We start from the raw sequence: 23067 nt of genomic DNA, 5'->3' as shown, positions 1-23067 counted from the left end.
TTTGGCCTGGTACATGGCCAGGTCTGCGCGTTTGAGGAGTTCGTCCACCGACAGGCGTTCGTCGCCAAAGAGGGTGATGCCGATGCTGGGGGTGCTGTAGTGCTGGGCGCCGTCCAGCTCGAACGGCTGGTTCAGGCTGGCCAGGAGTTTCTCGGCCACGGTTTCTGCCTGGGTGGCGGCGTCTTGCAGGTCGGGGGCCAGGGTTTCGAGCATGACGACGAATTCGTCGCCGCCAAAGCGGGCCACGGTGTCGGCTTCGCGCACGCAGCCCACCAGCCGGGTGGCCACCTGGGCCAGAAGCTGGTCGCCCACGTCGTGGCCGAGGGTGTCGTTCAGGTCCTTGAAGTTATCGAGGTCGATGAACAGCAGGGCGCCCAGGGCCTTGGTGCGCTGGCAGGCGGCGATGGAGCGCTGCAGGCGGTCCAGCAGCAGGCGGCGGTTGGGCAGGCCGGTGAGGGCGTCGTAGAAGGCCAGGCGTTCGATTTCCTGCGCAGCCCGCTTTCTGTCCGTGATATCCATGGTGAAGCCGTGCGACACCACCGAGCCATCGGGTTCTCGGTGCGGTATGGCGTTGGTCATGTGCCAGCGGATGCTGCCGTCATCCATGCGCACGCGGTATTCGCACTGCCACGGCACCAGCTTGCGCACGGAAGTGATGGCCGTGCGCTGCACGTGCGGCAGGTCTTCGGGCACCACGCGCAACAACAGCACGCCATGGTCGGCCGTGACTTCGTGCGGCTCCACACCCATGAACTCACGCACCGCCTCGCTGATGTACTGCACGCTGGTGGTCCCGTCCGAATGCAGGCGGTACTCATAAATGAAGCCGGGGATGCGGCTGGCGATGCGCTGGATGAACAGCAGCTGTTCGCGCAGTTGCTCGGCCGCACGGTGCTCGTCGGTCACATCCTGAACCACGCCCATCACCACCTGCACGCCATCGCGCGGCAGGGTGCGGCGCACCCGCGAGCGCATCCACCGCACTTCGCCATCCGGGCGGCGCCAGCGGTATTCCACATCCAGCCCCGTCCCCGGTTGCCGCGCCCTGTCGAACACATGGCGGTCTTCGGGCACGATGCCACTGACTGCGCGTTCCGGATCGACCCATTCCTGTTGCTCGAAACCCGCAATGTCACACAGGCCGGGGGACCACAGCAACACCGTCTCACCCGGGTCTTCAATGCGGCGCCAGTGGCCCGTGCGGGCCAGGCTCTCCATGGTGTTGAACACCTCGGTCTGCTCGCGCAGTTCTCGGCGCACTTCTTCCAGGGCCTGCTCGGACGCCGCCAGCGCGGCCCGCAGCGTCTCGGCCTCCGACGCGTCGCGTACGGTGACCACAATGCAGTCGTGGGTCACACGGCGGGCCGACAGATCCCAGGCCAGCAGCAGCCGGCCGAGTTCACGCACCACCTGGCGGCATTCCAGCGGGGCGCCGATGCGGGCCACACCTTCGAGCTGATCCATCAGCGCCGTGCCGGCCAGCAGATCAAAAACCTCGCTGGCGTCCGCACCAGGGTTGCGCACTGCGCCCAGACCAGGCATGCGGCGGGCGGCCGCGTTGGCGGCCAGCAGCGTCAGGCGGCCATCCTGCAACCGGAACTCCATCAACGCCACCGGCACGGCGTCCATCAATGCCTGCAGACGCGCCTGTGCCATGGGTTCGATGGGCCCATCCCCGAACGGGGCGAGCAGATCGGTCAGCAGTTCGGACGAAATCACGGTCGCTCTGAAGCCTTTGAAGCCTGCGGATGGTATGAAACCCGCTTGCAGACAGCGGGGCCGACGGTCAAAGCCAATGTGCCAGCATACAGGCAAGAGTATGTCAAAACGTAACCAAAGAAGAAAACCCGCATGTTTCCTCTCGGGGAAAACCCGAGCTCACCGGCCGTTGCGCGCGGGGCGAACTGCTACAGTCCACGCCTCATTCCAGAGCCCCCTGCATGTCCGACACGTTTGAGCACCACACGCCCATGATGGCCCAGTACCTCACGCTCAAGGCGGGGTACCCCGAGACGTTGCTGTTCTACCGCATGGGCGACTTCTACGAAGTCTTCTGGCAAGACGCCGAAAAGGCTGCGCGCCTGCTCGACATCACGCTCACACAGCGCGGCCAGTCGGGCGGTCAGCCGGTGGTGATGGCGGGTGTGCCCTTCCACGCGCTGGAGAACTACCTGGCCCGCCTGATCAAGATGGGCGAGTCGGTGGCCATTGCCGAGCAGGTGGGCGAGGTGGGCGCCAGCAAGGGCCCCGTGGAGCGCAAGGTGGTGCGCGTGGTCACGCCCGGCACGCTGACCGACACGGAGCTGCTGTCCGACAAATCCGAATCGCTGCTGATGGCCGTGCACCAGGCGCCGCGTGCGCGCTGTGGACTGGCCTGGCTGAGCGTGACGCAGGGCCGCGTCTTCCTGGCCGAATGTGCGCAGGACGAACTCGGCGCCTGGCTGGCCCGCGTGGCGCCCAGTGAATTGATCTACAGCGCAGGGGTGACCGAACGCTTTGAACAACAACTGCAGGTGCTGCGCCAGGGCGGCGCCTTCACCTGCCCCATGAGCCCCCGGCCCGACTGGCAGTTCGACAGCGCCCTGGGCGAGCGCAAGCTGCTCGAAAACCTGGGCGCCGCCAGCCTGCAGGCCTGGGGTGCACAAGACTTGGGCGAGGCGCACGCAGCCGCTGCCGGGTTGCTGACCTATGCCGAGCACACGCAGGGCCGCACGCTTACGCACGTGCACAGCGTGCAGGTGCAGCGGTGCGACGACCTCATCGACCTGCCCGCCACCACGCGCCGCAACCTGGAACTCGTCAAGACCCTGCGTGGCGACGATGCTCCCACGCTGTTTTCGCTGCTCGACACCTGCATGACCGGCATGGGCAGCCGCCTGCTCAAGACCTGGCTGCTGGAGCCGCGCCGCGACCGCGCCGCAGCGCGCCAGCGACTGTCGGCCACCACCGCGCTGCGCGGTGCGGGCGGCGCCGGTGGCGGCAGTGGCCCCTGGGCCTTGCTGCGCGGCGAACTCAAAGGGGTGAGCGATGTCGAGCGCATCACCGCCCGCATCGCCTTGCGCCAGGTACGCCCGCGCGAATTGGTGGGCCTGGGCAAAACGCTACAAAAAGCAGAGCTACTAGCGCTTAATGGACAAGCGCTAGAGCCCTATTTGATTCAAATTTTCGGCCATCTGCAACCGCCCGAGGGCTGCACCGACCTGCTGCAGGCCGCCATCGCCGAAGAGCCCGCCGCCCTGGTGCGCGACGGTGGCGTGATTGCCAACGGCTTCGACACCGAGCTCGATGAGCTGCGCGCCATCCAGACCAACTGCGACGCCTTCCTGCTGGACCTGGAAACCCGCGAGAAGGCGCGCACCGGCATCCCCAACCTGCGCGTGCAGTTCAACAAGGTGCACGGCTTCTATATTGAAGTGACCGGCAGCCACCTCGACCGCGTGCCCGACGACTACCGCCGCCGCCAGACGCTCAAAAACGCCGAGCGCTTCATCACACCCGAGCTGAAAACCTTCGAGGACAAGGCCCTGTCGGCCAACGAACGTGCCCTGGCCCGCGAGAAATGGCTGTACGAGCAGATCCTCGACCAGCTGCAGCCCCACGTGCCCGCCCTCACCCGCCTGGCGCAGGCGCTGGCCACGCTGGACGTTTTGTGCACACTCGCCGAACGCTCGCTCACGCTGAACTGGTGCGCGCCGCAGTTCGTGCCCGAGCCGTGCATCGAGATCGAGGGCGGCCGCCACCCCGTGGTCGAAGCCCGTCTGGCTGAGACATCGAGCGGCAGCTTCATCGCCAACCACACGCGCCTGAACGCCAACACGCGCATGCAGGTCATCACCGGCCCCAACATGGGCGGTAAATCAACCTACATGCGCCAGGTCGCGCTGATCGTGCTGCTGGCCAGCATGGGCAGCCATGTGCCCGCCGCCAGTTGCCGGCTGGGGCCCATCGATGCCATCCACACCCGCATCGGCGCGGCGGACGATCTGGCCAACGCGCAGTCCACCTTCATGCTGGAGATGACCGAGGCCGCGCAGATATTGCACGCCGCCACGCCCCACAGCCTGGTGCTGATGGACGAGATCGGCCGGGGCACCAGCACGTTCGACGGCCTGGCGCTGGCCAGCGGCATTGCCACGCACCTGCACGACAAGACCCGCGCCTTCGTGCTGTTTGCCACGCACTATTTCGAGCTGACGGAGCTGCCCGCCAAGGCGCGCCACGCGATCAACATGCATGTGAGCGCCACCGAGAGCGGCACCGACATCGTCTTCCTGCACGAGATCCAGCCCGGCCCGGCCAGCCGCAGCTACGGCATCCAGGTGGCCAAGCTGGCGGGCATGCCCTCGCCCGTGCTGCACCACGCAAGGCATGCGCTGGCCGCGCTCGAAGAACGCGCGGGTGAAGATGATTTGCAGGTAGACCTGTTCGCCGCCCCCGAGGTGCCCGAGAGCGCGGGCGCCAGCCCGCTGGAAGCCGCACTGACCGCCATCAACCCCGACACATTGAGCCCCCGCGAGGCGCTGGATGCGCTGTACCAGCTCAAGAAGATGGTGCGGGCCTGATCGACCTGGTTTGACTCCCTCCATTTCATGCCGCATGATGGCATGACGTTTTTTGAAGGAGCACGCCATGCTCAAGGAAGTGGGCGCCAGCGGCCAGATATCGCTGGGCAAGAAGTACGCCGGGCAGTTGTTCGAGGTGCAAACGGCGCCCGACGGCACCATCACGCTGATGCCGGTGAAAGTGGTGCCCGCCCCCCTCACCGCACAGGAGGAGCCCGCCCGCTACGCCGCCACGTCAACCAGCGGAGATGGCTGGCTCACCCCCGAGCGCCTGGCGCGCCGCGCTGCCGCAGCCGCACGCAGCCCGGCTGAAATGGAAGCCGCGCGCAACCAGTGGGAAGAAGAAAACAAGGAAGCCATTGAGGCCATGAACCAGCGCATGGCCAACATTGGCTCCATGGCGCGCCGCATTCACGAGTGGCGCAAGGCCAAAGCGCAGCAGGCAGCAGCAACCGATGGCGCAGTTTGACGTCTACCCGAACCCGCTGGAGGAGTTGCGCGCCACCCACCCCTACGTGGTGCAAGTGCAAAGCCATTTCCTCAAGCGCCCTGTCGCCGTCATGGCGGTTCCACTCGCCCCCCTGGACAACCCACAACACGCCACAGTGCTGAACCCCAAGCTGGAGGTGGCAGGGCAGGCTTTCGTGCTGGAGACTTTGGCCATCGGTTCCTTTGAACCTGGCGAACTCCGCAGTCCACTCGCCAATCTCGGCCAAGATGCCCAGGCCATCTGGGACGCACTCGACTACGCCCTGCATGGCTACTAACCACCCACGGTGCCCCATGTGCCCAAGGGAAACAACACCCCCGGCGATGGCCCTGCCCAACAATGTCGAGGCCAGCAGCGCCCTCATTCCGCCATCGTTGGCCTTGGCATCCACGGCTGAAGTCAACCAATACAACGCTTGGGCCGAGCAACGCGAGCCGTACTCCCAGCGCGTACGCCGCTGGCGTACAGGCCAACGGCCGAGCAACCAAAGTAACCCATGACCCCCCAAGACTTCATCGCCAAATGGGGCGCGCCCGGTGGCGTGCCCGGCCCGGCCTACGCCCTGAACGAAGAACAAGGCGCGCAAAGCCACTTTCTGGACCTGTGCGAACTGCTCGGCGTGCCCAAGCCCGGCAGTGCCGAGGGCTACCGGTTTGAAGAAAAAAGTGCGGTCATTGGCGGCAAGACGGGCTATTGCGACGTTTTCATGCGCGGCGTGTTTGCGTGGGAGAACAAAGCGCCCGGCAAAAACCTCGACACCGCGCTCAAGCAACTGCTCACCTACAGCCTGGCGCTGTCCAACCCGCCCATCCTGGTCGTGTCCGATCGGCTCAGCATCCGCATCCACACCCAGTTCACGGGCCACCCCAGCGCCACGCACACCGTCGCCATCGACGAGATGGACCAGCCGGACAAGCTGGCCCTGCTGCGCCGCATCTGGCAGGCCCCAGAAAGTTTCAAGCCGCGCCAGACCAACCGCGACATCACCGAGGCCGCCGCCCGCAGCTTTGCCGCCCTGGCCGAAGGCCTGCGCCAGCGCGGCGCAACCAACGATGAAGCCGCCGCCAGCCAGCAGCAGCGCGCCAACCAGGTGGCGCACTTCCTCACGCAGTGCCTGTTCTGCTTCTTTGCCGAAGACGTGGGCCTGCTGCCGGGGCGCATGTTCGAGCGCTTGCTCAACAACAAGCAAGCCACGCCCGAACGCCTCGGCCAGGGGCTCACGCAGTTGTTCAGCGCCATGAAAGACGGCGGCCTCTACGGCGTGGACGACATTCCGTGGTTCAACGGCGGGCTGTTCCAGACCATCGCCGTGCCCGCCCTTTCCGCGCCAGACCTGGCAGAGCTGCGCCGCGCCGCCGACCTGGACTGGAGCGCCATCGACGTCTCCATCTTCGGCACCCTGTTCGAACGCGGCCTGGACCCTGCCAAACGCAGCCAGCTTGGCGCGCACTACACCGACCCGGCCACCATCGAGCGCCTCATCAACCCCGTCATCCGCCGCCCATTGCTACAAAAATGGGAGCTGGTAGCGCAACAGATACAAGGGCTGGCGGCCAAAATCACCAAAAAAGGCGACAAACACTACCGCGCAGCGCACGCCCTGTTCGTCACCTGGCTCGACGAACTCAAGCACTTCCGCGCCCTCGACCCGGCCTGCGGCAGCGGCAACTTTCTGTACCTCGCCCTCAAGTGCCTCAAGGATGTGGAGCACCACAGCCACCTGCAGGCCACCGAACTGGGCCTGGACCGCGAGGCCGACCTGGTGACCGGCCCGCACAACGTGCTGGGCATCGAGCTGAACGAATACGCCGCCGAACTGGCCCGCGTCACCGTGTGGATTGGCGAACTGCAATGGCGCCTGGCGCACGGCTACGAGTTCAAGACCAACCCCGTGCTCGACACGCTGGAGCACATCGAATGCCGCGATGCGCTGCTGGCCGAGGGCGGCGCCGAAGCCGCGTGGCCTGCGGCGGATGTGGTGGTGGGGAACCCGCCGTTTTTGGGCGACAAGAAAATGCGCGCCGAACTGGGCGACGCCACCACCACCCTGCTGCGCAAAACCTACGAAGGCCGCGTGCCCGGCGGCGCCGACCTGGTGTGCTACTGGTTCGACAAGGCCCGCGCGCAGATGGCGGCAGGCCAGTTGCTGCGCGCCGGGCTGGTCACCACCAACTCGATTCGCGGCGGCGCCAACCGCAAGGTGCTGGATGCGATCTGCACACAGACGCGCATCTTTGAGGCCTGGAGCGATGAGCCGTGGGTGAACAACGGTGCAGCGGTGCGGGTTTCGCTGGTGGCGTTTGGCACTGCTGAGCAGCCTGCATTGCTCGACGGCTCTCCCGTCTCGGCAATCTACAGCGACTTGCACGCTGCGGGCGAGCACACCACCGACCTCTCCACCGCGCAACGCTTGCGCACCAATGCAGGAGTTAGCTTTCAAGGCCCCGTGCTGGTGGGCGATTTCGAGGTGGGGGCTGACATAGCAATCGCGTGGCTGGCAAGTCCCAACCCACATGGACATTCCAACGCAGAGGTGTTACGCCCACTCACGAACGGCAAGGACATTACAAGTCGAAGCCGGGGCTTATGGGTGGTTGACTTCAGTAGTCGGCCCATTGCGGAAGCATCGCTCTACACGGAGCCATTCACGCATGTTGAGAAAGCCGTGAAGCCGATGCGAATGGCCAGCAACGACGCGAGTCGAAAAGCCCGCTGGTGGCTCCACGGACGCTCAGGTACCGACTACCGAGCGGCGACGGCCCAGATTCCGCGTTATCTAGCGACTTCGCAAGTATCAAAACACCGCGTTTTCGTGTGGCAGCCGAGCATTGTTTGGCCGCATCAGACCGTCATCGCCATCGCCCGCGCCGACGACACCACCTTCGGCATCCTGCACAGCCGCTTCCACGAACTCTGGGCGCTGCGCATGGGCACCTCGCTGGAAGACCGGCCGCGCTACACCCCCACCACCTGCTTCGAAACCTTCCCCTTTCCCGCAGGCCTCACCCCGGCAGACACCGCGCACCAGCGCACCGAGGCGGTGGAAGGCGGCGCGCTGATTCCGGCCGACCTTCCAGATACTTTGTCAGACGCCTTGCCCACAGAGGATTTCAAGCCAAATCAGCCTCTAGCGCCCGCCCATCAAGCGCCAGCAGCTATCAAAACCATACCACCCCGCCAGGCGGCCACCGCGATTGCACAGGCCGCCCAGCGCCTGAACGCCCTGCGCCAGGCCTGGCTGAACCCGCCCGAGTGGACGGACACCGTGCCCGAGGTGGTGCCGTTGGGGCTGCAGCACTCGCCCTACCCCGACCGCACGGTGCCCAAGCCCGGTTTCGAAAAAGACCTGGCCAAGCGCACGCTCACCAACCTGTACAACCAGCGCCCCGCCTGGCTGGCTGCGGCCCATGCGCAGCTGGATGCAGCGGTGGCAGCAGCCTATGGCTGGGCGGACTACACGGCAGACATGCCCGATGATGAAATCCTGCGCCGCCTGCTGGCGCTGAATCTGCAACGCTGCACATCTGAAGGAGCCTGACATGCGCCCTGCCCCTGCGACACCCGAGGAAGTTGGCGACGGCGAGGACCGCCTGGTGGATGTGCACAACCCCGTGGTGCCGCAGTCCATCCGCACCCGGGTGCTGGCCATGGCGCAGCCGGGCGACCAGCTGTGGCGCTGCCCGCGCCTGTCGGCGCCCCGCGGGGCGCTGGGCCTTCTGGGTGTGGGCCCGCGGGATGTGGTGATCGAGTGGTGGCTGCTGGACGCGCAGGGGGAGCTGATCGAGGCGTTCTGGGAAGAGGTATGAGCCGCGCCGCAGGCCCCCAGGGCTGCACCGCGGCGGGCTCACAAATCCTGCGCCACCGTTGCGAACTGCCCCAGCATGAAGGTGATGAACGGCGGCACGCATTGCAGGTGCCCGGCCACGGGCTGCGCGCGGCATTCGGTCAGGCTCACCAGGTCGCCCGCGCCCCGCTGCTGCATGGCGCGCACGGTGCTGACCGAGCTGGCGTAGGGCACGGTGCGGTCATCGCGGCCGTGGTACAGGCGCACGGGCACGCCGGGTTTCCAGTCGTACACGTTGCTGGCACGGTCCAGGGCCCGCACATCGTCGGCCAGAAAGTGGTCGATGAAGCGCGTGTCGTAGGCCACGTCGGCATCGCCCGGGATGAGCGCGCGCAGCAGCAGGCGGCGCACTTCGCGCTGCACGCTGCCGCCCAGGTAGCGCAGCAGCCCCGGGTTAAGGAGCGCGCCGATCACCGGTTGCTCCTGCCGCACCAGGTCTACCAGGCCGTCCATGGTGGTCTGCACGTCGTAGGGCCCGGCGCCCGGCACCACCATGCGCAGCTGCTGCAGGTGGGGTGATGCGCTGGCTTGCAGCGCGCGGTGGGCGGCCAGGGTGACGTAGCCGCCTTCGGAGTAGCCGGTCAGAAAGAGCTGGCCGTTGTCGGCCACGCCAGCCTGGCCCCGCCAGGTGCGGGCTGCGGTCAGAAAGTCCACCGTGGCGGCTGCGGACGGCGCGGCCAGCAGGTAGGGGTGGGGCGTGCCCCTGGACGCACCAAAACCTACGTAGTCGGGTGCCACCACGATGTAGCCCAGCGACGCCAGCACCACCGCCACCTCCGACGCCACGGCGTTGTTGCTGGGCGCCTCGGCATCACGGAACAGGGTGCCGTGCTGGTAGCTGAGCACGGGGCTTTGGGCGCCGGCGGGCTTTTGCGGCACGCTGACCAGACCCGAGGCGCGCACCTCGCGGCCGTCGGCGTCGGTGGTGAGGTATTCGAGCCGGTAGGCGGTAACGCTGTAGCGCGGCACGACGCCCTCGGCCAGCGACTCCTTGGCGGCCAGGGCGGCAGCAATGTCGGCGGCGGCAATGCTGCCAAGGCGGGCCGCTGTTTCGAGCTGGCCGGCGCGCACCGGCGGCGGGGGCGGCGGTGGCGGGGTGCCGCCATCGGCGGGGTCATCGTTGCCCCCGCCGCCACAGGCGGCCAGCGTGGCGATGAGGGCCAGCGCCAACGCGCGGCGACTTGCGGACAGCGTCATCGGGAGGGTGAACATGGCGGGGCTTTCGGGGGTGATGCCACCGATGATAGGAGCGTGCGCCCGGCGCTGCCCGCTGCTGCCGGAAAACCACCCGCCGAGCGGGCTGGAACCATCGGCGGAAGGACGGCGGCGCGATTTATATGGCAAAAAGTGGCTCCAGCGCTTATCCATCAAGCGCTGGCAGCTATCATTTTTATGATCTATCGGGGGTTCTGCCGGGCCCGCCCTGCGCGCGCCAGCGCCCGCCCGCCGCGCCCGACTTAAACTCCCCGTCTCCCCTGTCCAACGATTGCCATTCCTTCATGACGTATTGCGTCGCCATCAAACTCAACGCCGGGCTGGTTTTCCTGTCCGATTCGCGCACCAATGCGGGCCTGGACCAGATCAGCTCTTTTCGCAAGATGATGGTGTACGAGAAGGCGGGCGACCGTTTCATGGTGCTGCTGTCGGCAGGCAACCTGTCCATCTCCCAGTCGGTGCGCGAGATCCTGCAGACGGAGCAGCTCAAGGACGGAGATTCGGGCGAGACGATCTCGATCTGGAACGCCAAGAGCATGTTCGACGCCGCCCGCGTGCTGGGCGCCGCCGTGCGCCATGTGCATGAGCGCGACGGCACGGCGCTCAAGCGCTCGGGCGTGGACTTCAATGTGTCCATGGTGTTTGGTGGCCAGATCAAGGGCGAGGGCATGCGCCTGTTCCAGGTGTATTCGGCCGGCAATTTCATCGAGGCCACGCCGGAGACGCCCTACTTTCAGGTGGGCGAATCCAAATACGGAAAGCCGGTGCTCGACCGCGTTCTCACCCCCGAAACGCCGCTGGATGAAGCCGCCAAATGCGCGCTGGTGTCGATGGACAGCACGCTCAAGTCCAACCTGTCCGTGGGCCTGCCGCTGGACCTGGTGGTGTACGAGGTGGACCGCTTTTGCACCGAGAAGGTGGTCTGCATCGATGAGAACAACCCGTATTTCCGGATGCTGCACGACAGCTGGGGCGAAAAGCTGCGCCAGGTGTTCGACAGCATCGAAGACCCCGCCTGGGGCGGTGGCGCCACGAGCGTGCCTATCCTTGTGAACCCTTCGCGCAGCAAGCCGCTCAAGAAGATCACGAACCATCTGGACAAACTCGTCTGACCTGCCCGAGCGGGCCTGGTGCGCCACCGCAGGGTGTGTTGCGCGCGGCCCCCCTCACCACTCCATGCTTCCCATCGTTTTCTCGCACGCGAACAGCTTTCCGGCCAGCACTTACCGTGTGCTTTTCAGGCACCTCAAGGCCCGGGGGTTTGACGTCAGCGCGGTCGACAGCTTCGGCCACGACCCCCAATACCCGGTGACCAACAACTGGCCGCATCTGGTGCAGCAACTGGCGGATTTTGCGTCGGCCCAGGTGAAGCGCCTGGGCGAGCCCGTGTTTCTGGTGGGCCATTCGCTGGGCGGGTTTTTGAGCGTGATGGCCGCAGCGCGCCACCCGGAGCTGGCGCGCGGTGTGCTGCTGATCGACTCCCCGCTTCTGGGGGGCTGGAAGGCCAACGCGCTGGGCGTGGCCAAGCGCACCCAGGTGGTGGGCTCCATCTCGCCGGGCAAGGTGAGCCGGCAGCGGCGCTTCAGCTGGGCCAGCAACGATGAGGCGCTGGAGCACTTTCGAAAGAAAAAAGCCTTTGCCCGCTGGAACCCCGAGGTGCTGCAGGACTACATCACCCATGGCCTGCGCGACCACGAGGGCAAACGTGTGCTGGGCTTCGACCGCGCCGTGGAGACCGCGATCTACAACACGCTGCCGCACAACCTGGGCCGCCTGCTCAGCACCCACCCGCTACGCTGCCCGGCAGCATTCATCGGCGGACGGGATTCGGACGAGATGAAGCAGGTGGGCATGGCCATGACGCTGCGCATCACCGAAGGCCGCACCATGATGCTCGATGGCAGCCACCTGTTCCCCATGGAGCAACCGGTGGCCACAGCAGCGGCCATTGAGGCTTCGCTCCTCAATCTCGCGGCATTCAAGCCGCAACACCGCTAAAAATCACACCAACGGGTTGTAAACCTGCACCAAAAAGCAGGTAGTACGCGAAGTTGGGGGTAGCCAGCGGAGGCTTTCACGCCTCCATCCCCTACACTGGAGGATTGTTACAGCGTGATACAGCCACCATGCCTGCGCAATCCCCCTTGGCCAGGCGCCTGCCGGCGCTGAGCTTTGTCCTACTGTCTGCCTATCTGGCAGCCACGGCTGCGCGCACCCACAACGACACCACGATCGCCATCGTGCTCGCGTCGGTACTGATGTTCGCGTGCTGCTGGGCCAGTGCCACCCACCTGCTGGGCGCGCGGGTGGCCCTGCAGTTCGTGGCCATCGCGGTGGGCTTTGGCTGGTTTGCAGAGCAGATGGGAACCACGCACGGCTGGTTCTTTGGCCACTACACCTACACCGATGTGCTGGGCGCGCGCCTGGTGGATGTGCCCATCGTCATCCCGATGATGTGGTTCGCGCTGGCGTACTCGGGCTATGTGATCAGCAACCTCATCGTGTGGCAGTCGCCTGTAGATGCGGCGCCCGGGCTGGGCAATGCCGTCATGCTGTCATTTTTGGCGGCCATGATCGTGACCGCCTTCGACCTGGGGGCCGACCCTTATCTGGTCTACACCCTGAAGGCGTGGATCATGGCCAAGACCGATGGCGCCTGGTTCGGGGAAACCGTGCAGGGCTTTTTTGGCTGGGTATTTGTGGCGTTTGTCATCATCTTCGGCTTTCGGCTATCGGTGCGCCACCGTGCTCTGCAACCGGGCGGCCGGTTCCTGCCACGGCATGCCATGGTGCCGCTGGCGATCTACGCCTCGGGCATGGTGTTTCAGATGGTGCTGGGCAATCCGGTCGAAATCCGCTCGATCGCACCCTTTGTCATGGGCATTCCGCTGCTATGCGCCCTGGCCGGCCTGCAGCGCTGGCGCGCCGCAGCGCGGGAGGTACGCGTATGAACCGGGCCCATGGCCACACGCACAGCAAGCTGTCAGACGCCGAACTGGCGGCGATGCAGCACCATGCAGACCCGTTGGCAGACCAGACCCTTGAACGCATTCTGGGCGAATGGCCACAGGGCGATGTGGGCGTGGACGCACCGCAATGGGCACGCATCGACACCGTGAACCGCCTTTTTGCGCAGTGGGAGGACAACGCCAGCCTGCAGGGCTGGACCGCCCACGGTGATGGCGTGGATGCGGCCATGTCGCTGGCGCTGAACCACTATGTGCAGACTGCGCAGGTGCTGCCGCCCTGGGCCGACGCACGCAAGATCGAGCGCGCCGAGAAGCTGTTCATGGAGCACGGAGCGCTGTCGTGCATCCTGCTGTTTTGCGCGAGCCTGCCCGAGTGCTATGTGATTCCTGACCTCTCCAGCGTGCTGCACACATCCGGACAGCTCGAGCAGAACGCCGAGTACCGCATCCGGTCCACCGCGGCGATGATCTTTCCGGTGATGATGCACGGCGGCCTGGGCCCGCGCGGCGCGGGCGTGGCGCAGGTGCTCAAGGTCCGGCTGATCCACGCCACCATCCGCAACCTGATCCTGCACGGCAGCCCGCAAAGTGCAGTGGCGCGGATGCTGGAAGGCGGCGGCGGGTCCGTTGCGCCGCAGGCCATGCCGCGACAGGGTGGCCGCCAGGCGCTGTTCCAGACGCTGTACGCCCGGGGCTGGAACCTGCAGGCCAACGGCCTGCCCTGCAATCAGGAAGAGCTGGCCTACACCTTGCTCACCTTCGGGTATGTTTTCCTGCGCAGCCTGCGCCGCCTGGGCATTGGCTTGCCCCAGGCCGATGAAGAGGCCTATCTGCACGCCTGGAACGTGGTGGGGCATATCCTGGGTATCGAACGCGCGCTGATGGTCGAGACCATGGACCAGGGCCAGGCCCTGATGGCACAGATGCAGGCCAGGGGCCGGGCCGCGCCCGTGGCGCCCGACCCGCGCCCTGCGCTGGGCCAGGCCCTGATGCACACCATGGAAAACTCCCTGCCCTGGCGGATCGTGAAGCCCTTCCCGCAACTCATGACGCGCTACCTGTGCGGTCGCGCCACAGCCAGCGACCTGGGGCTCACGCAGCCGGTGCCCTGGCGGTCCGCGGTGCTCTTCTGGGGCGTCTTGCTGGTGGCGCGCATCATCGACACCGTTGTGCGCTGGGTCAGGCCGCGTTTTTCGATCGTGCGGGCGCTCACGCGGGTGCTCGGCTATCACTTCATGAGCCGTGTGCTGATGAGCCAGACGCGCCCGCTGCAGCTTCCCACGGAGCTGCTCAACCAGGTGGACGATGTGGTGCACAGCTGGAGCGATGACCGCCATGCGCCAGGCTGGCTGAACAGGCTGGAAGACCGCCTGACCACCCGCGGCAGCTGGGGCATGGGCCTGGCAGGCAAGGCGCAGGTGACAAGCCCGGCACCAGCCCGCCCTTCCCCCTGACTGTTGCTCCCATGCCGATGTACGCACTGCTCTGCACTCTTCTAATGTCGGCCCGGCTTCGCTGGGGCAAGCGCTGCGGCGTGGCGACTGCACTGCTCTGCCTGGTACTGCCAATGGCACTGCCCTTGAATGCACACGCAGGCAAGCCCCTGGTGTTGCCACAGGACAGGCCGCATGTGAACGCCTGGGATGCCATCACGCTCAAGGCGGATGCCAGCTACAAGCTGTCGGTACAGGACATGCTGGAGCGCCTGGACGAGTTCGAGGCCCCCACTGCGCCCGACGGCTCGCTGGGCGTACGCAAGGCCGCAATGTGGCTGCACATCCCACTCATCGCCCCCGAGCCACTGCGCACGCCTTGGGTGGTTGATATTGGCTACAGCTCGCTTCAGGCGGAGATTTATCTGGTCAAAGGCGGCCAGGTGATCCAGCAGGTCAGCACCAGCCGGCCGGGTGAGACGCAGTTGTCCACCCGAACGCCCGCGATGGCGTTTGATCTGCAGGCCGGGCAGCCCTATGACCTGCTGATACGGGTGCAAGCCACGGGGCCACTGATCCTGCCGATCACGCTGGGCGAGATGCCCTATCAGTTGAACCAGGCACTGCGCGAGCAGATGCTGCAGGGCGTGCTCAACGGGGTGGCGCTCTGCCTTCTGGTGTACAGCCTCTTTCAGTGGGCCACGCAGCGTGAGCGTTTGTTCGGTTTCTATGCCCTGGTGGTGTTCGGCAGTGCGGGGTTCTCACTGCAGGTTTTCGGCACGGGTGCGCAGTTCCTGTGGTCTGGCAACCTGTGGATGCACCGGTATGCCGGACCGGCAACGGGGCTTATTGCGCTGGCCGGTTCCTTCCTCTTCCTGGGTCACATCCTCGCGGGCAACGCGTCGCGCAGCCTCTACGCGCGTGCCATGCGCGCGGGCGCAGCAGTCACGGCGCTGGTCTGCGCTGCCCTGGTGCTCGGCGTGTTGAGCGTGCCCGCGGCCATTGCCTTCATGAGCCTGGCCGGGCCACTGCCGTCGCTGATCAGTCTGCCCGCCGCCATCGCACGGGTCCGCCAGAAGGACCCGATCGGCACCACCTTGCTGGTGGCCTGGATCGTCTATGGGGTGGCCGCAGGTGTCATGGTGTGCCTTGTCGCGGGCTGGGTGCCGGCCAACTTCTGGACGCTGCACTCGTTCCAGTTTGGCGCCACGGTGGACATGCTGCTTTTTCTGCGGGTACTGGCGCTGCGTGCGCAGGCCGTGCGGGTCGAGGCACAGGAGGCCATTCGCGAGCGGGACATCATGCATTCGCTGGCCCACAGCGACCCGCTCACCGGCCTGTACAACCGCCGCGGCCTGCAGCATGCCTTGCAGATCGCTTTGACGACCGCGTCCCCCCGCAGCCTGGTGGCGGTGTACCTGATGGATCTGGACGGCTTCAAGCCGGTCAATGACTCGTATGGCCACGATGTGGGAGACGATCTGCTGGTGGCCGTGGGCCACAGGCTGCAAGCCAATGTGCGCCACGACACCGACGTGGTCGCCCGACTGGGCGGGGATGAGTTCATCATCATGGCCCGCAACCTGGAGACGCCCGAGGCGGCGCAGGAGCTCGGCCGTTCTTTGCTGCGTGCCTTCGATACGCCGTTTGCGCTCAGCCATCTGCGCCTGAAGGTGGGGCTGACCATCGGCTACGCGCTGGCACCGCTCGACACGGACGACGCCCAGGCACTGATCCGGTTGGCCGATGCCGCCATGTACGCCGGCAAGCAAAGCGGCAAACACTCCGTGCGGCGCAACAGTGGTGAGCTCGCGCTTTCGTCCTGAGAGAATTTCCGCAATGCGTACCACCTGCCCCCCACCGCTGCAGAGATGGTCCGCGCTGGTCATTCGATGGGCGGCAGCATGCCTGGTGTGGCTGGTGGTGCTGGCTGCAGGCGCCGATGCCAGGGCTGCCGGCAACCCGCTGGTGCTGCGCGATGACATGCCGACCATCGAGGCATGGTCGGCCGTGTCCATTCTCCCGGACCCGTCGCGCACGCTGTCGGTGCAGGACATGCTGGCGCGGTCGGCCGCGTTTGTGCGGCCGCCTGGCACCGACGGCACGCTGGGCGTACAGGCCGACCCCATGTGGCTGCGCATTCCCGTCTCTGTTTCGACAACGTCGGACGGCATCTGGGTGCTGGACATCGACTACCCGGTTCTGAACCGGGTCGAGATCTATCTGACCGCCAACGGCCAGGTGCTGCGGCAAGCCACCCTGGGCAGCCTGCAGCCGTTCTCCCAGCGCCCGTTGCTCAGCCGGTCGCATTCCCTGGGGATGCAGCTGCGGCCGGGGCAAAGCTACGACTTGCTGTTGCGCATCGAGACGCGCGGCGCGATGGTGCTGCCCATCACGCTGAACAAGCCAACCGCCTGGCACAGCCGAGCCCTGAACGAGCAGATGCTGCAGGGGATCCTGACGGGCTTGGCGCTTTGCCTGCTCATTTACAGCCTGGCACAGTGGGTCAACCTGCGCGACGTGCTGTTCATACAGTACGCACTGTTGCTGATGGGCAGCCTTTTGTTCTCGCTCCACCTGTTCGGGCTGGGCACGCAATACCTTTGGCGCGACAACCCGTGGATGGAAAGCCATGCAGCCGGCCTGTCTGCCCTGATGGCAACCTGCGGCTCGTTCCTGTTCATCAGCCAGGCCCTGGCCGGGCACCGCCCCAGGAGCCTGCTGCTGCGGACCATGCGCGGCGGAGCCATCCTGTGCGCAGTGCTGGGGCTGGCGTATGCCCTCGACCTCCTGAGTACCCGCGCCATTACCGGCGTGGTCAGCATCCTGGGGCTGGTGCCGGCGCTGATGGGCATACCCGGGGCGGTGCGGCGTGCACGCCAGGGCGATCCGGTGGGCACCAGCCTGCTGCTGGCATGGCTGGTCTACTTTGTGGCGACGGCGACGGTCATCGGTGTGATCCGGGGCTGGGTGCCCGTGAATTTCTGGACCCTCCACTCCTTCCAGTTTGGCGCCACGCTGGACATGCTCCTGTTCATGCGTGTGCTGGGCCTGCGCACCAAGGCGCTGCGCCTGGAGGCACTGGATGCCAACCGCGAGCGCGATGTCATGCGTTCTTTGGCGCATACCGACCCCCTGACCGGCCTGCCCAACCGCCGCGGCCTCAACATTTCCCTGGCCTCGGCACTGGCACGTTGCGGTCCTGACAAGCTGCTGGCGGTCTACGTGATGGATCTCGACGGTTTCAAGCCGGTCAACGACCGGCACGGTCACGATGTGGGCGACGAGCTTCTGATCGCAGTGACCCGCCGCCTTCAAAGCCATGTGCGCCAGTCCGATGTAGTCGCCCGCCTGGGGGGCGATGAATTCGTGGTGATGACGGGGCAGCTCAGCAGCGCACAGCAGGCCCAGGAGCTGGGATACAAGCTGCTGGATGCGTTCCGTACGCCCTTCTCGCTGGGCAACCTGCAGGTGCAGGTGGGGCTGACGATCGGCTACGCGATCGCGCCGGACGACAGCAACGATGCACTGGGCCTGCTCAAGCTGGCCGACGCTGCCATGTACAGCGGCAAGCAGGGCGGCAAGTTCTGCCTGCGCCGCAACACCGGCGATCTGGCACTGTCATCGGCCTGGGGCCCCGGGTCTGCGCCCGTCCCACCTGGCCATTTCGAACTGGTCAAACGCCCCGGCTTCCGGTACACACGGGGCTTCGCGTTCACCCGAGGATCGTTCGCCATGGCCCACCGCAAAAGCCCCTCCCGCATTGCCAAGGGCGCCCGCATTGCGCGCTTGCGGGCATTGGCCACCCAACAGGCCGCACGGAACGCGACGGGCGCAGCCCTGACCTGGGACGCCGTGGCGGCGCTGGAGGCCCGACTGGTGGGCCGCATCGTGCTGCCCACCAGCCCCGACTACGACACGGCCCGGCGGGAATCCAACCCTGCGTTCCAGGCGTACCCCGAGATCATCGTGTACTGCGCGTGCGAGCACGATGTGCTCGAATGCCTGGCCGTGGCCCGTGCCTTCAACGTGTGGGTGGCCGTGCGCTGCGGCGGCCACAGCACGGCCGGCTACTCGGTCAACAGCGGCATGGTGATTGACCTGAGCGACATGAAAGGCGTGGTGCTCGACCGCCCCCGCGAATGCGTGCATGTGCTGCCGGGCACCGATTTCGACCATTTCAACGGCGCCATGAACCACACCGGCTGGCATGTTCCCACCGGGGCCTGTGGCAGCGTGTGCGTGGGAGGCTTCGTGCAGGGCGGCGGCTATGGCTATACCTCGCGGGCCTTCGGCATCCAGAGTGATCTGGTGGAATCGTTCCGGGTGGCGCTGGCCAACGGCAGCATCGTCACGGCCAGCGCGCAGGAAAATCCGGGGCTCTACTGGGCCATGCGGGGCGGCACCGGCGGCAATTTTGGCGTGATGCTGCAGGTCACCTACCACATGCACCGGCTGGAACAGGTATGGGCCTGGTCCATCAGCTGGGATGCCGCACACGCCGCCGAGGCTCTGACCACCCTGCAGGCCCGCTACATGCGAACCGGCGCCCCGGATGCGCTGGGCTACATGATGAACCTCGGATTTCAGGGCGGGCAGCCGGTCTACATGGTGCAGGGCATGCTCTGCGGCACGCGCGATGCGGGCCTGAAAGCCATCGCAGAACTGTTGGCGATCCCTGGCGCGCAACTGCTGGTGGACCGGTCGGGAACCTACCCGGACATGAACCTCTGGCTGGAAGACCATCCCTACACCTTGCCAGACGGGCTGCCCGAGCACGTGGCAGAAACCAAGGCCTGCGGCTACATCAGCACGCCGCTGTCAAAGGCCGACTGGCAACGCATCATCGACTACTTCAAGACCTCGCCCAACCCCTGGTCGCTGGCCTATCTGGAACCCTATGGCGGCGCCATCAACCGCTATCCGGAGGCCGACAGCGCTTTCATCCACCGCCATGTGGATGCGAACCTCGTGGCGGACGTGTTCTGGACCGATGACACGGAGCGAGCCCGGATGGAAGCCTGGCTCGACGGGTTCATGAACCTGGTCAGGCCCTTCCTGAACGGACATGTGTACCAGAACTACCCGGACGCACGCCTTGAGGACTTCGCCCACGCCTACTGGGGCCCGGCCTACCCGCAACTCCAGCATGTCAAGGCGCAGTACGACCCCGGGAATTTTTTCCACTTCCAGCAAAGCATCCGCCTGCCAGGCCCGTAGAGCCACGCGACAAAAACGTGCAGCGGGAACAGGCCGCTGCCGCTGTCAGGACGTGGCCGCCTCCGCGTAATGGAGCCTGCCCTTGCCGGCCCGCTTGGCCGAATACATGGCCTGGTCAGCCCGGTTCATCAGGGCATCGATATCGCCCTCCAGCGGCGGATGCATGGCCACGCCAATGCTGGCGCCGATGTACAGGTCGCGCCCTTCTACCGCCATGGGTTGGTGCAGGGCCTCGATGATGCGGTGGCCGATGGTATCGGTCACATCACGCGTGACCTCGCGGTCGAGCATGACCAGGAATTCATCGCCCCCCAGCCGCGCCATCGTGTCGCCCGCGCGCACCGTGCTGGCAATGCGCTGGGCCACGATTCGCAGCACCTCATCACCGGCGCGGTGGCCCTCGGCATCGTTCACGCCCTTGAAACCATCCAGGTCGATGAACAGCAGCGCCACCGACCCGGCACTGCTTCGCACCTGCGCCAGGGACTGCTCCAGCCGACTCTGAAAAGCCGCGCGATTGAGCAGGCCGGTGAGTGAATCGTGGTTGGCCAGGTAATGCTGCTGGCGGGCGATCTGGATCTTGGCCGAGACATCCTGGACAAGCGCCATGATCGATGTGACCTGTCCTTGCGCATCGGTCAGCGCGGAGTTGAACCACTCGCAGTGCACCTCGCTGCCGTCGTCGCGCACAAAGCAGGTCTCGGCGCGGTTCTGCGACTCCTCCCCGGACTGCAGACGCTGCAACGCGTGGTGAAGTCCCTCATCCTGGGAGGAGCGTGCCATCAGCTCGGTGAGCAGACGCCCCTCCAGGCCCGCGACATGGAGCCAACCCATAAGCTGCACGGCGCGCTGCGAACAGTGCAGAAGCCGCAGGTTGTGGTCCATCTCCAGCACCGCGAGGGGGCTGTTTTCCATGTGCGAGGACAGGCGCTGGTTGGCCGCGCGCAGCGCGTTCATGGTGACCTGCAGTTCGTGCACGTCAAGGGCCGTGGTGATGAAGCCCTCAACCATGCCCTGCGGGTTCTGCCATGGGGTCAGGCAGATGGTGCGCCATTCGTCCACGCCGTAGGGTGTGCGCAAAAGGCGCTGGTATTGCACACGTTCGCCCTGCAGCACGCGCTCCACAAAGGGCATGAAGCGCGCGCAGTCGGACTCGCCATACACCTGGACCAGCGTTTTGCCAATCAGCTGCTCTGGGACGGTGCCAAACCACCGGGCGTATTCGTCGTTGACATAAATCATGACGAGGCTGCGGTCGATGACGGCCATGGTGGCGCCCGCGCTGCGTGTGATCACATCCAGCAACTCCGCCTTGGACCAGGAACCCTGGAGAGCGGCCGTGGGGGGCTGGGACAACTCAGGCTCGTGTTGCATCATGCGGCGAAGGCCCCGGCGGGGAAAGAGTCATGACAAGAGAGGCCATCCCGCGCTCTGCCCCTGCGGAGGTGGCGGCGTTTGCGTTGCCCTGCTACGGGCAACAACCTGCCCGCGCCAGCTTATCACTTTCAGCCGCCGCGCACCCCGCGTGGCCGCACGGCCCCCTGGCGAAAAAACTCAGCGGCAGCAGCGGTACGCCAGACCGACGGACACGGAGTACCCCGTGGGCTCCAACGTCAGCGGACTGCGCCGGGCGTCGCCCTGAAGCTGCGATACACGTGCCCCGGCCAGCACCACCCAATGGCGACTGAGGGCCGACATGACTTCAAACCCGGCGTCCACGCTGTACAGCCCCGCGCGGGGGTCAAACGCAGGCAACGCGCCGGATCCACCGGCAGGCACGCCAAAGTGGCCGCGCAGGTAGGTGTGGTCCCCAAAGCTCGCACCCGCGCTGAAACTGACTTTGGTCTGCTCGGTCACGGGCCAGGTGTAACCCACGCTGGTGGACAACTGCGCGCCACCGTCACGGCCCAGTATGTCCTGGGAGAGCCCCGCTCCCACCGACCACCGTGGCGTCAGCGCGTAACCGGCACTCAGCCTGGCGCGCAACGTGGACCGGACCGAGGGCAAGCCCACGAGGATCGGCGCATCGGAGCCATCACGACCGTTGTCAATGCGCAGCGACGCACTGAGGCGGAACTGGTCTCCCTGCGCCAGGGTGGCACTCGCACCGGATTCGCGCGGACCCAGACCATGCCCCATGAACGCACTCCCCCGTGACGTACTGATCCGGAAACGCCCGTACTCGATGGCCCAGGCAGGCCGAAGGCGCGTCTTGCGGCCATCGCCCCCGGCGTAGTCCGGGCTGGAACTGGCGATCGCGCCGAGTGCATAGTTGAACGCCGGTTTGGCCGGCGCCGCAACCTCGGGGGATTCTTCCGAATGTGCAGCGGGCGACGCCCACCAGCAGGCCAGCGCCAGGGCGCAGGAAACGGACAAACGGGGGGCTGAACGGTTCATGGCTGGATTATCAGTCGGCCCACTGCACCCATCCGGTCCACGCGGTCACCAGAACAATGATGCCGAACACGATGCGGTAGTAGGCAAACGGCACAAAGCTGTGCGTGCTGATGTAGCGCAACAGCCAGCGCACACACAGCCAGGCACTGAGGAAGGAGAAGACCAGGCCCGTCATGAACATGGGGAGGTCGGCCATGGAGAGCAACGCACGCTCCTTGTACAGGCTGTACACCCCGGCACCAATCAACGTCGGAATGGCCAGAAAGAACGAAAAGTCGGTGGCCGCCTTGCGTGACAACCCCAGCAACATGCCGCCAATGATGGTGGCGCCACTGCGGCTGGTGCCCGGCACCATGGCCAGGCACTGCACCAGGCCCACCTTGAGGGCATCCAGCGGTGTCATGTCATCCACCGAATGGATGCGCGTGGCAGCGGGCGATCGGCGCTCGGCCCACAAAATGATGAAGCCCCCAATGATGAAGGTGCTGGCCACCACCACCGGGGTGAACAGGTGGGCCTTGATGGCTTTGCCCAGCAGCAGGCCCAGCAGCACGGCAGGTACAAAACCGATGACCACGTTGAGCACAAACCGCTGCGCCTGCCGCTCGGTAGGCAGGGCCACCAGCGTGGCGCGGATCTTTTGCCAGTACACCAGGATCACCGCAAAGATCGCACCGGTCTGGATGGCGATGTCAAACACCTTGGCCTTGGCGTCATCAAACCCCAGCAGGGAGCCCGCCAGGATCAGGTGCCCCGTGGAGGAAATGGGCAGGAACTCCGTCAGGCCTTCGACCACGCCCATGATGGCGGCCTTGACCAGCAATACAACGTCCACGCACACTCCTTGAGAAAATTTGAATAAAACAAGGCTCTACCGCTTGTCCATCAAGCGCTAACAGCTATCAAAACAGGAGTATATGCCCACCCACCCCTGCCC

Annotated in this window: 16 protein-coding genes; 11 read left to right on the top strand and 5 right to left on the bottom strand. The window is 65.9% G+C overall.

Annotated elements, in window-relative coordinates; genetic code table 11:
* On the bottom strand, positions 1 to 1719 hold a 1719-nt coding region (locus KYG_RS00515), incomplete at its 3' end, for a sensor domain-containing diguanylate cyclase (RefSeq protein WP_008902869.1).
* A gap of 221 nt (positions 1720 to 1940) precedes the next feature.
* Here KYG_RS00515 and mutS point away from each other — a divergent pair.
* The 5 genes from mutS (at position 1941) to KYG_RS00490 (ending at position 8858) form a co-directional block, all read left to right on the top strand.
* Positions 1941 to 4562, top strand: coding sequence for a DNA mismatch repair protein MutS (gene mutS, locus KYG_RS00510; protein ID WP_008902868.1), 2622 nt, complete (start codon positions 1941 to 1943; stop codon positions 4560 to 4562).
* Between the two features lie 67 nt (positions 4563 to 4629).
* Positions 4630 to 5031, top strand: a complete 402-nt coding sequence (locus tag KYG_RS00505; protein ID WP_008902867.1) for a hypothetical protein — start codon at positions 4630 to 4632, stop codon at positions 5029 to 5031.
* Entirely contained in the window at positions 5018 to 5329 is a 312-nt protein-coding gene (locus tag KYG_RS00500; RefSeq protein ID WP_008902866.1) for a CcdB family protein, read from the top strand. The genes KYG_RS00505 and KYG_RS00500 overlap by 14 nt, the downstream gene beginning before the upstream one ends.
* Positions 5330 to 5548: 219 nt before the next feature.
* Positions 5549 to 8590: a DNA methyltransferase gene (locus tag KYG_RS24955; RefSeq protein WP_008902865.1), complete on the top strand. Its 3042-nt coding sequence runs from the start codon at positions 5549 to 5551 to the stop codon at positions 8588 to 8590.
* A 1-nt stretch (position 8591) separates the two neighbouring features.
* Positions 8592 to 8858, top strand: a complete 267-nt coding sequence (locus KYG_RS00490; protein WP_008902864.1) for a hypothetical protein — start codon at positions 8592 to 8594, stop codon at positions 8856 to 8858.
* A gap of 38 nt (positions 8859 to 8896) precedes the next feature.
* Here the strand turns inward: KYG_RS00490 and KYG_RS00485 are convergent, their stop codons facing one another.
* Positions 8897 to 10108 carry a S9 family peptidase gene (locus KYG_RS00485; protein ID WP_034692371.1) on the bottom strand — a complete coding sequence of 404 codons (1212 nt, stop codon included), beginning with the start codon at positions 10106 to 10108 and terminating at the stop codon, positions 8897 to 8899.
* 287 nt (positions 10109 to 10395) lie between these two features.
* On the opposite strand from KYG_RS00485, the gene KYG_RS00480 reads away from it, so the two are divergent.
* From KYG_RS00480 to KYG_RS24950, 6 genes are all read left to right on the top strand, one after another.
* Positions 10396 to 11223 carry a proteasome-type protease gene (locus KYG_RS00480; RefSeq protein ID WP_008902862.1) on the top strand — a complete coding sequence of 276 codons (828 nt, stop codon included), beginning with the start codon at positions 10396 to 10398 and terminating at the stop codon, positions 11221 to 11223.
* A 64-nt stretch (positions 11224 to 11287) separates the two neighbouring features.
* The gene (locus KYG_RS00475; RefSeq protein WP_008902861.1) at positions 11288 to 12109 is read left to right on the top strand and encodes an alpha/beta fold hydrolase; all 822 of its coding nucleotides are present in this window, start codon (positions 11288 to 11290) and stop codon (positions 12107 to 12109) included.
* 128 nt (positions 12110 to 12237) lie between these two features.
* Entirely contained in the window at positions 12238 to 13062 is an 825-nt protein-coding gene (locus KYG_RS00470; protein ID WP_008902860.1) for a carotenoid biosynthesis protein, read from the top strand.
* The gene (locus tag KYG_RS00465) at positions 13059 to 14534 is read left to right on the top strand and encodes an oxygenase MpaB family protein (RefSeq protein ID WP_008902859.1); all 1476 of its coding nucleotides are present in this window, start codon (positions 13059 to 13061) and stop codon (positions 14532 to 14534) included. Before KYG_RS00470 ends, KYG_RS00465 begins: the two co-directional genes overlap by 4 nt.
* Positions 14535 to 14578: 44 nt before the next feature.
* Entirely contained in the window at positions 14579 to 16339 is a 1761-nt protein-coding gene (locus KYG_RS00460) for a diguanylate cyclase (protein WP_008902858.1), read from the top strand.
* Positions 16340 to 16352: 13 nt separating this feature from the next.
* A complete protein-coding gene (locus KYG_RS24950) occupies positions 16353 to 19733 on the top strand; it encodes a diguanylate cyclase domain-containing protein (protein WP_008902857.1) in 3381 nt (1126 codons plus the stop codon).
* Positions 19734 to 19778: 45 nt separating this feature from the next.
* On the opposite strand, the gene KYG_RS00445 is transcribed toward KYG_RS24950, so the two are convergent.
* The 3 genes from KYG_RS00445 to KYG_RS00435 form a co-directional block, all read right to left on the bottom strand.
* Positions 19779 to 21110, bottom strand: a complete 1332-nt coding sequence (locus tag KYG_RS00445) for a diguanylate cyclase domain-containing protein (protein ID WP_008902856.1) — start codon at positions 21108 to 21110, stop codon at positions 19779 to 19781.
* 177 nt (positions 21111 to 21287) lie between these two features.
* Positions 21288 to 22130 (bottom strand): MipA/OmpV family protein, encoded by an 843-nt coding sequence (locus KYG_RS00440; RefSeq protein WP_237707171.1) that lies wholly within the window; start codon positions 22128 to 22130, stop codon positions 21288 to 21290.
* Between the two features lie 10 nt (positions 22131 to 22140).
* On the bottom strand, positions 22141 to 22965 hold the full coding sequence (locus tag KYG_RS00435) for an undecaprenyl-diphosphate phosphatase (protein ID WP_008902854.1): 825 nt from the start codon (positions 22963 to 22965) through the stop codon (positions 22141 to 22143).
* Between the last annotated feature and the right edge of the window lie 102 nt (positions 22966 to 23067).

The organism is Acidovorax sp. NO-1, assembly GCF_000238595.1.
GTDB lineage: Bacteria > Pseudomonadota > Gammaproteobacteria > Burkholderiales > Burkholderiaceae_C > Acidovorax.
This window is presented reverse-complemented; position numbering and strand designations above follow the sequence as displayed.

Coding starts and splice junctions, on each gene's coding strand:
- KYG_RS24950 (WP_008902857.1), top strand. CDS start 16,353: ATGCGTACCACCTGCCCCCCACCGCTGCAGAGATGGTCCGCGCTGGTC.
- KYG_RS00445 (WP_008902856.1), bottom strand. CDS start 21,110: ATGATGCAACACGAGCCTGAGTTGTCCCAGCCCCCCACGGCCGCTCTC.
- KYG_RS24955 (WP_008902865.1), top strand. CDS start 5,549: ATGACCCCCCAAGACTTCATCGCCAAATGGGGCGCGCCCGGTGGCGTG.
- KYG_RS00505 (WP_008902867.1), top strand. CDS start 4,630: ATGCTCAAGGAAGTGGGCGCCAGCGGCCAGATATCGCTGGGCAAGAAG.
- mutS (WP_008902868.1), top strand. CDS start 1,941: ATGTCCGACACGTTTGAGCACCACACGCCCATGATGGCCCAGTACCTC.
- KYG_RS00465 (WP_008902859.1), top strand. CDS start 13,059: ATGAACCGGGCCCATGGCCACACGCACAGCAAGCTGTCAGACGCCGAA.
- KYG_RS00480 (WP_008902862.1), top strand. CDS start 10,396: ATGACGTATTGCGTCGCCATCAAACTCAACGCCGGGCTGGTTTTCCTG.
- KYG_RS00490 (WP_008902864.1), top strand. CDS start 8,592: ATGCGCCCTGCCCCTGCGACACCCGAGGAAGTTGGCGACGGCGAGGAC.
- KYG_RS00470 (WP_008902860.1), top strand. CDS start 12,238: ATGCCTGCGCAATCCCCCTTGGCCAGGCGCCTGCCGGCGCTGAGCTTT.
- KYG_RS00460 (WP_008902858.1), top strand. CDS start 14,579: ATGTCGGCCCGGCTTCGCTGGGGCAAGCGCTGCGGCGTGGCGACTGCA.
- KYG_RS00475 (WP_008902861.1), top strand. CDS start 11,288: ATGCTTCCCATCGTTTTCTCGCACGCGAACAGCTTTCCGGCCAGCACT.
- KYG_RS00500 (WP_008902866.1), top strand. CDS start 5,018: ATGGCGCAGTTTGACGTCTACCCGAACCCGCTGGAGGAGTTGCGCGCC.
- KYG_RS00440 (WP_237707171.1), bottom strand. CDS start 22,130: ATGAACCGTTCAGCCCCCCGTTTGTCCGTTTCCTGCGCCCTGGCGCTG.
- KYG_RS00485 (WP_034692371.1), bottom strand. CDS start 10,108: ATGTTCACCCTCCCGATGACGCTGTCCGCAAGTCGCCGCGCGTTGGCG.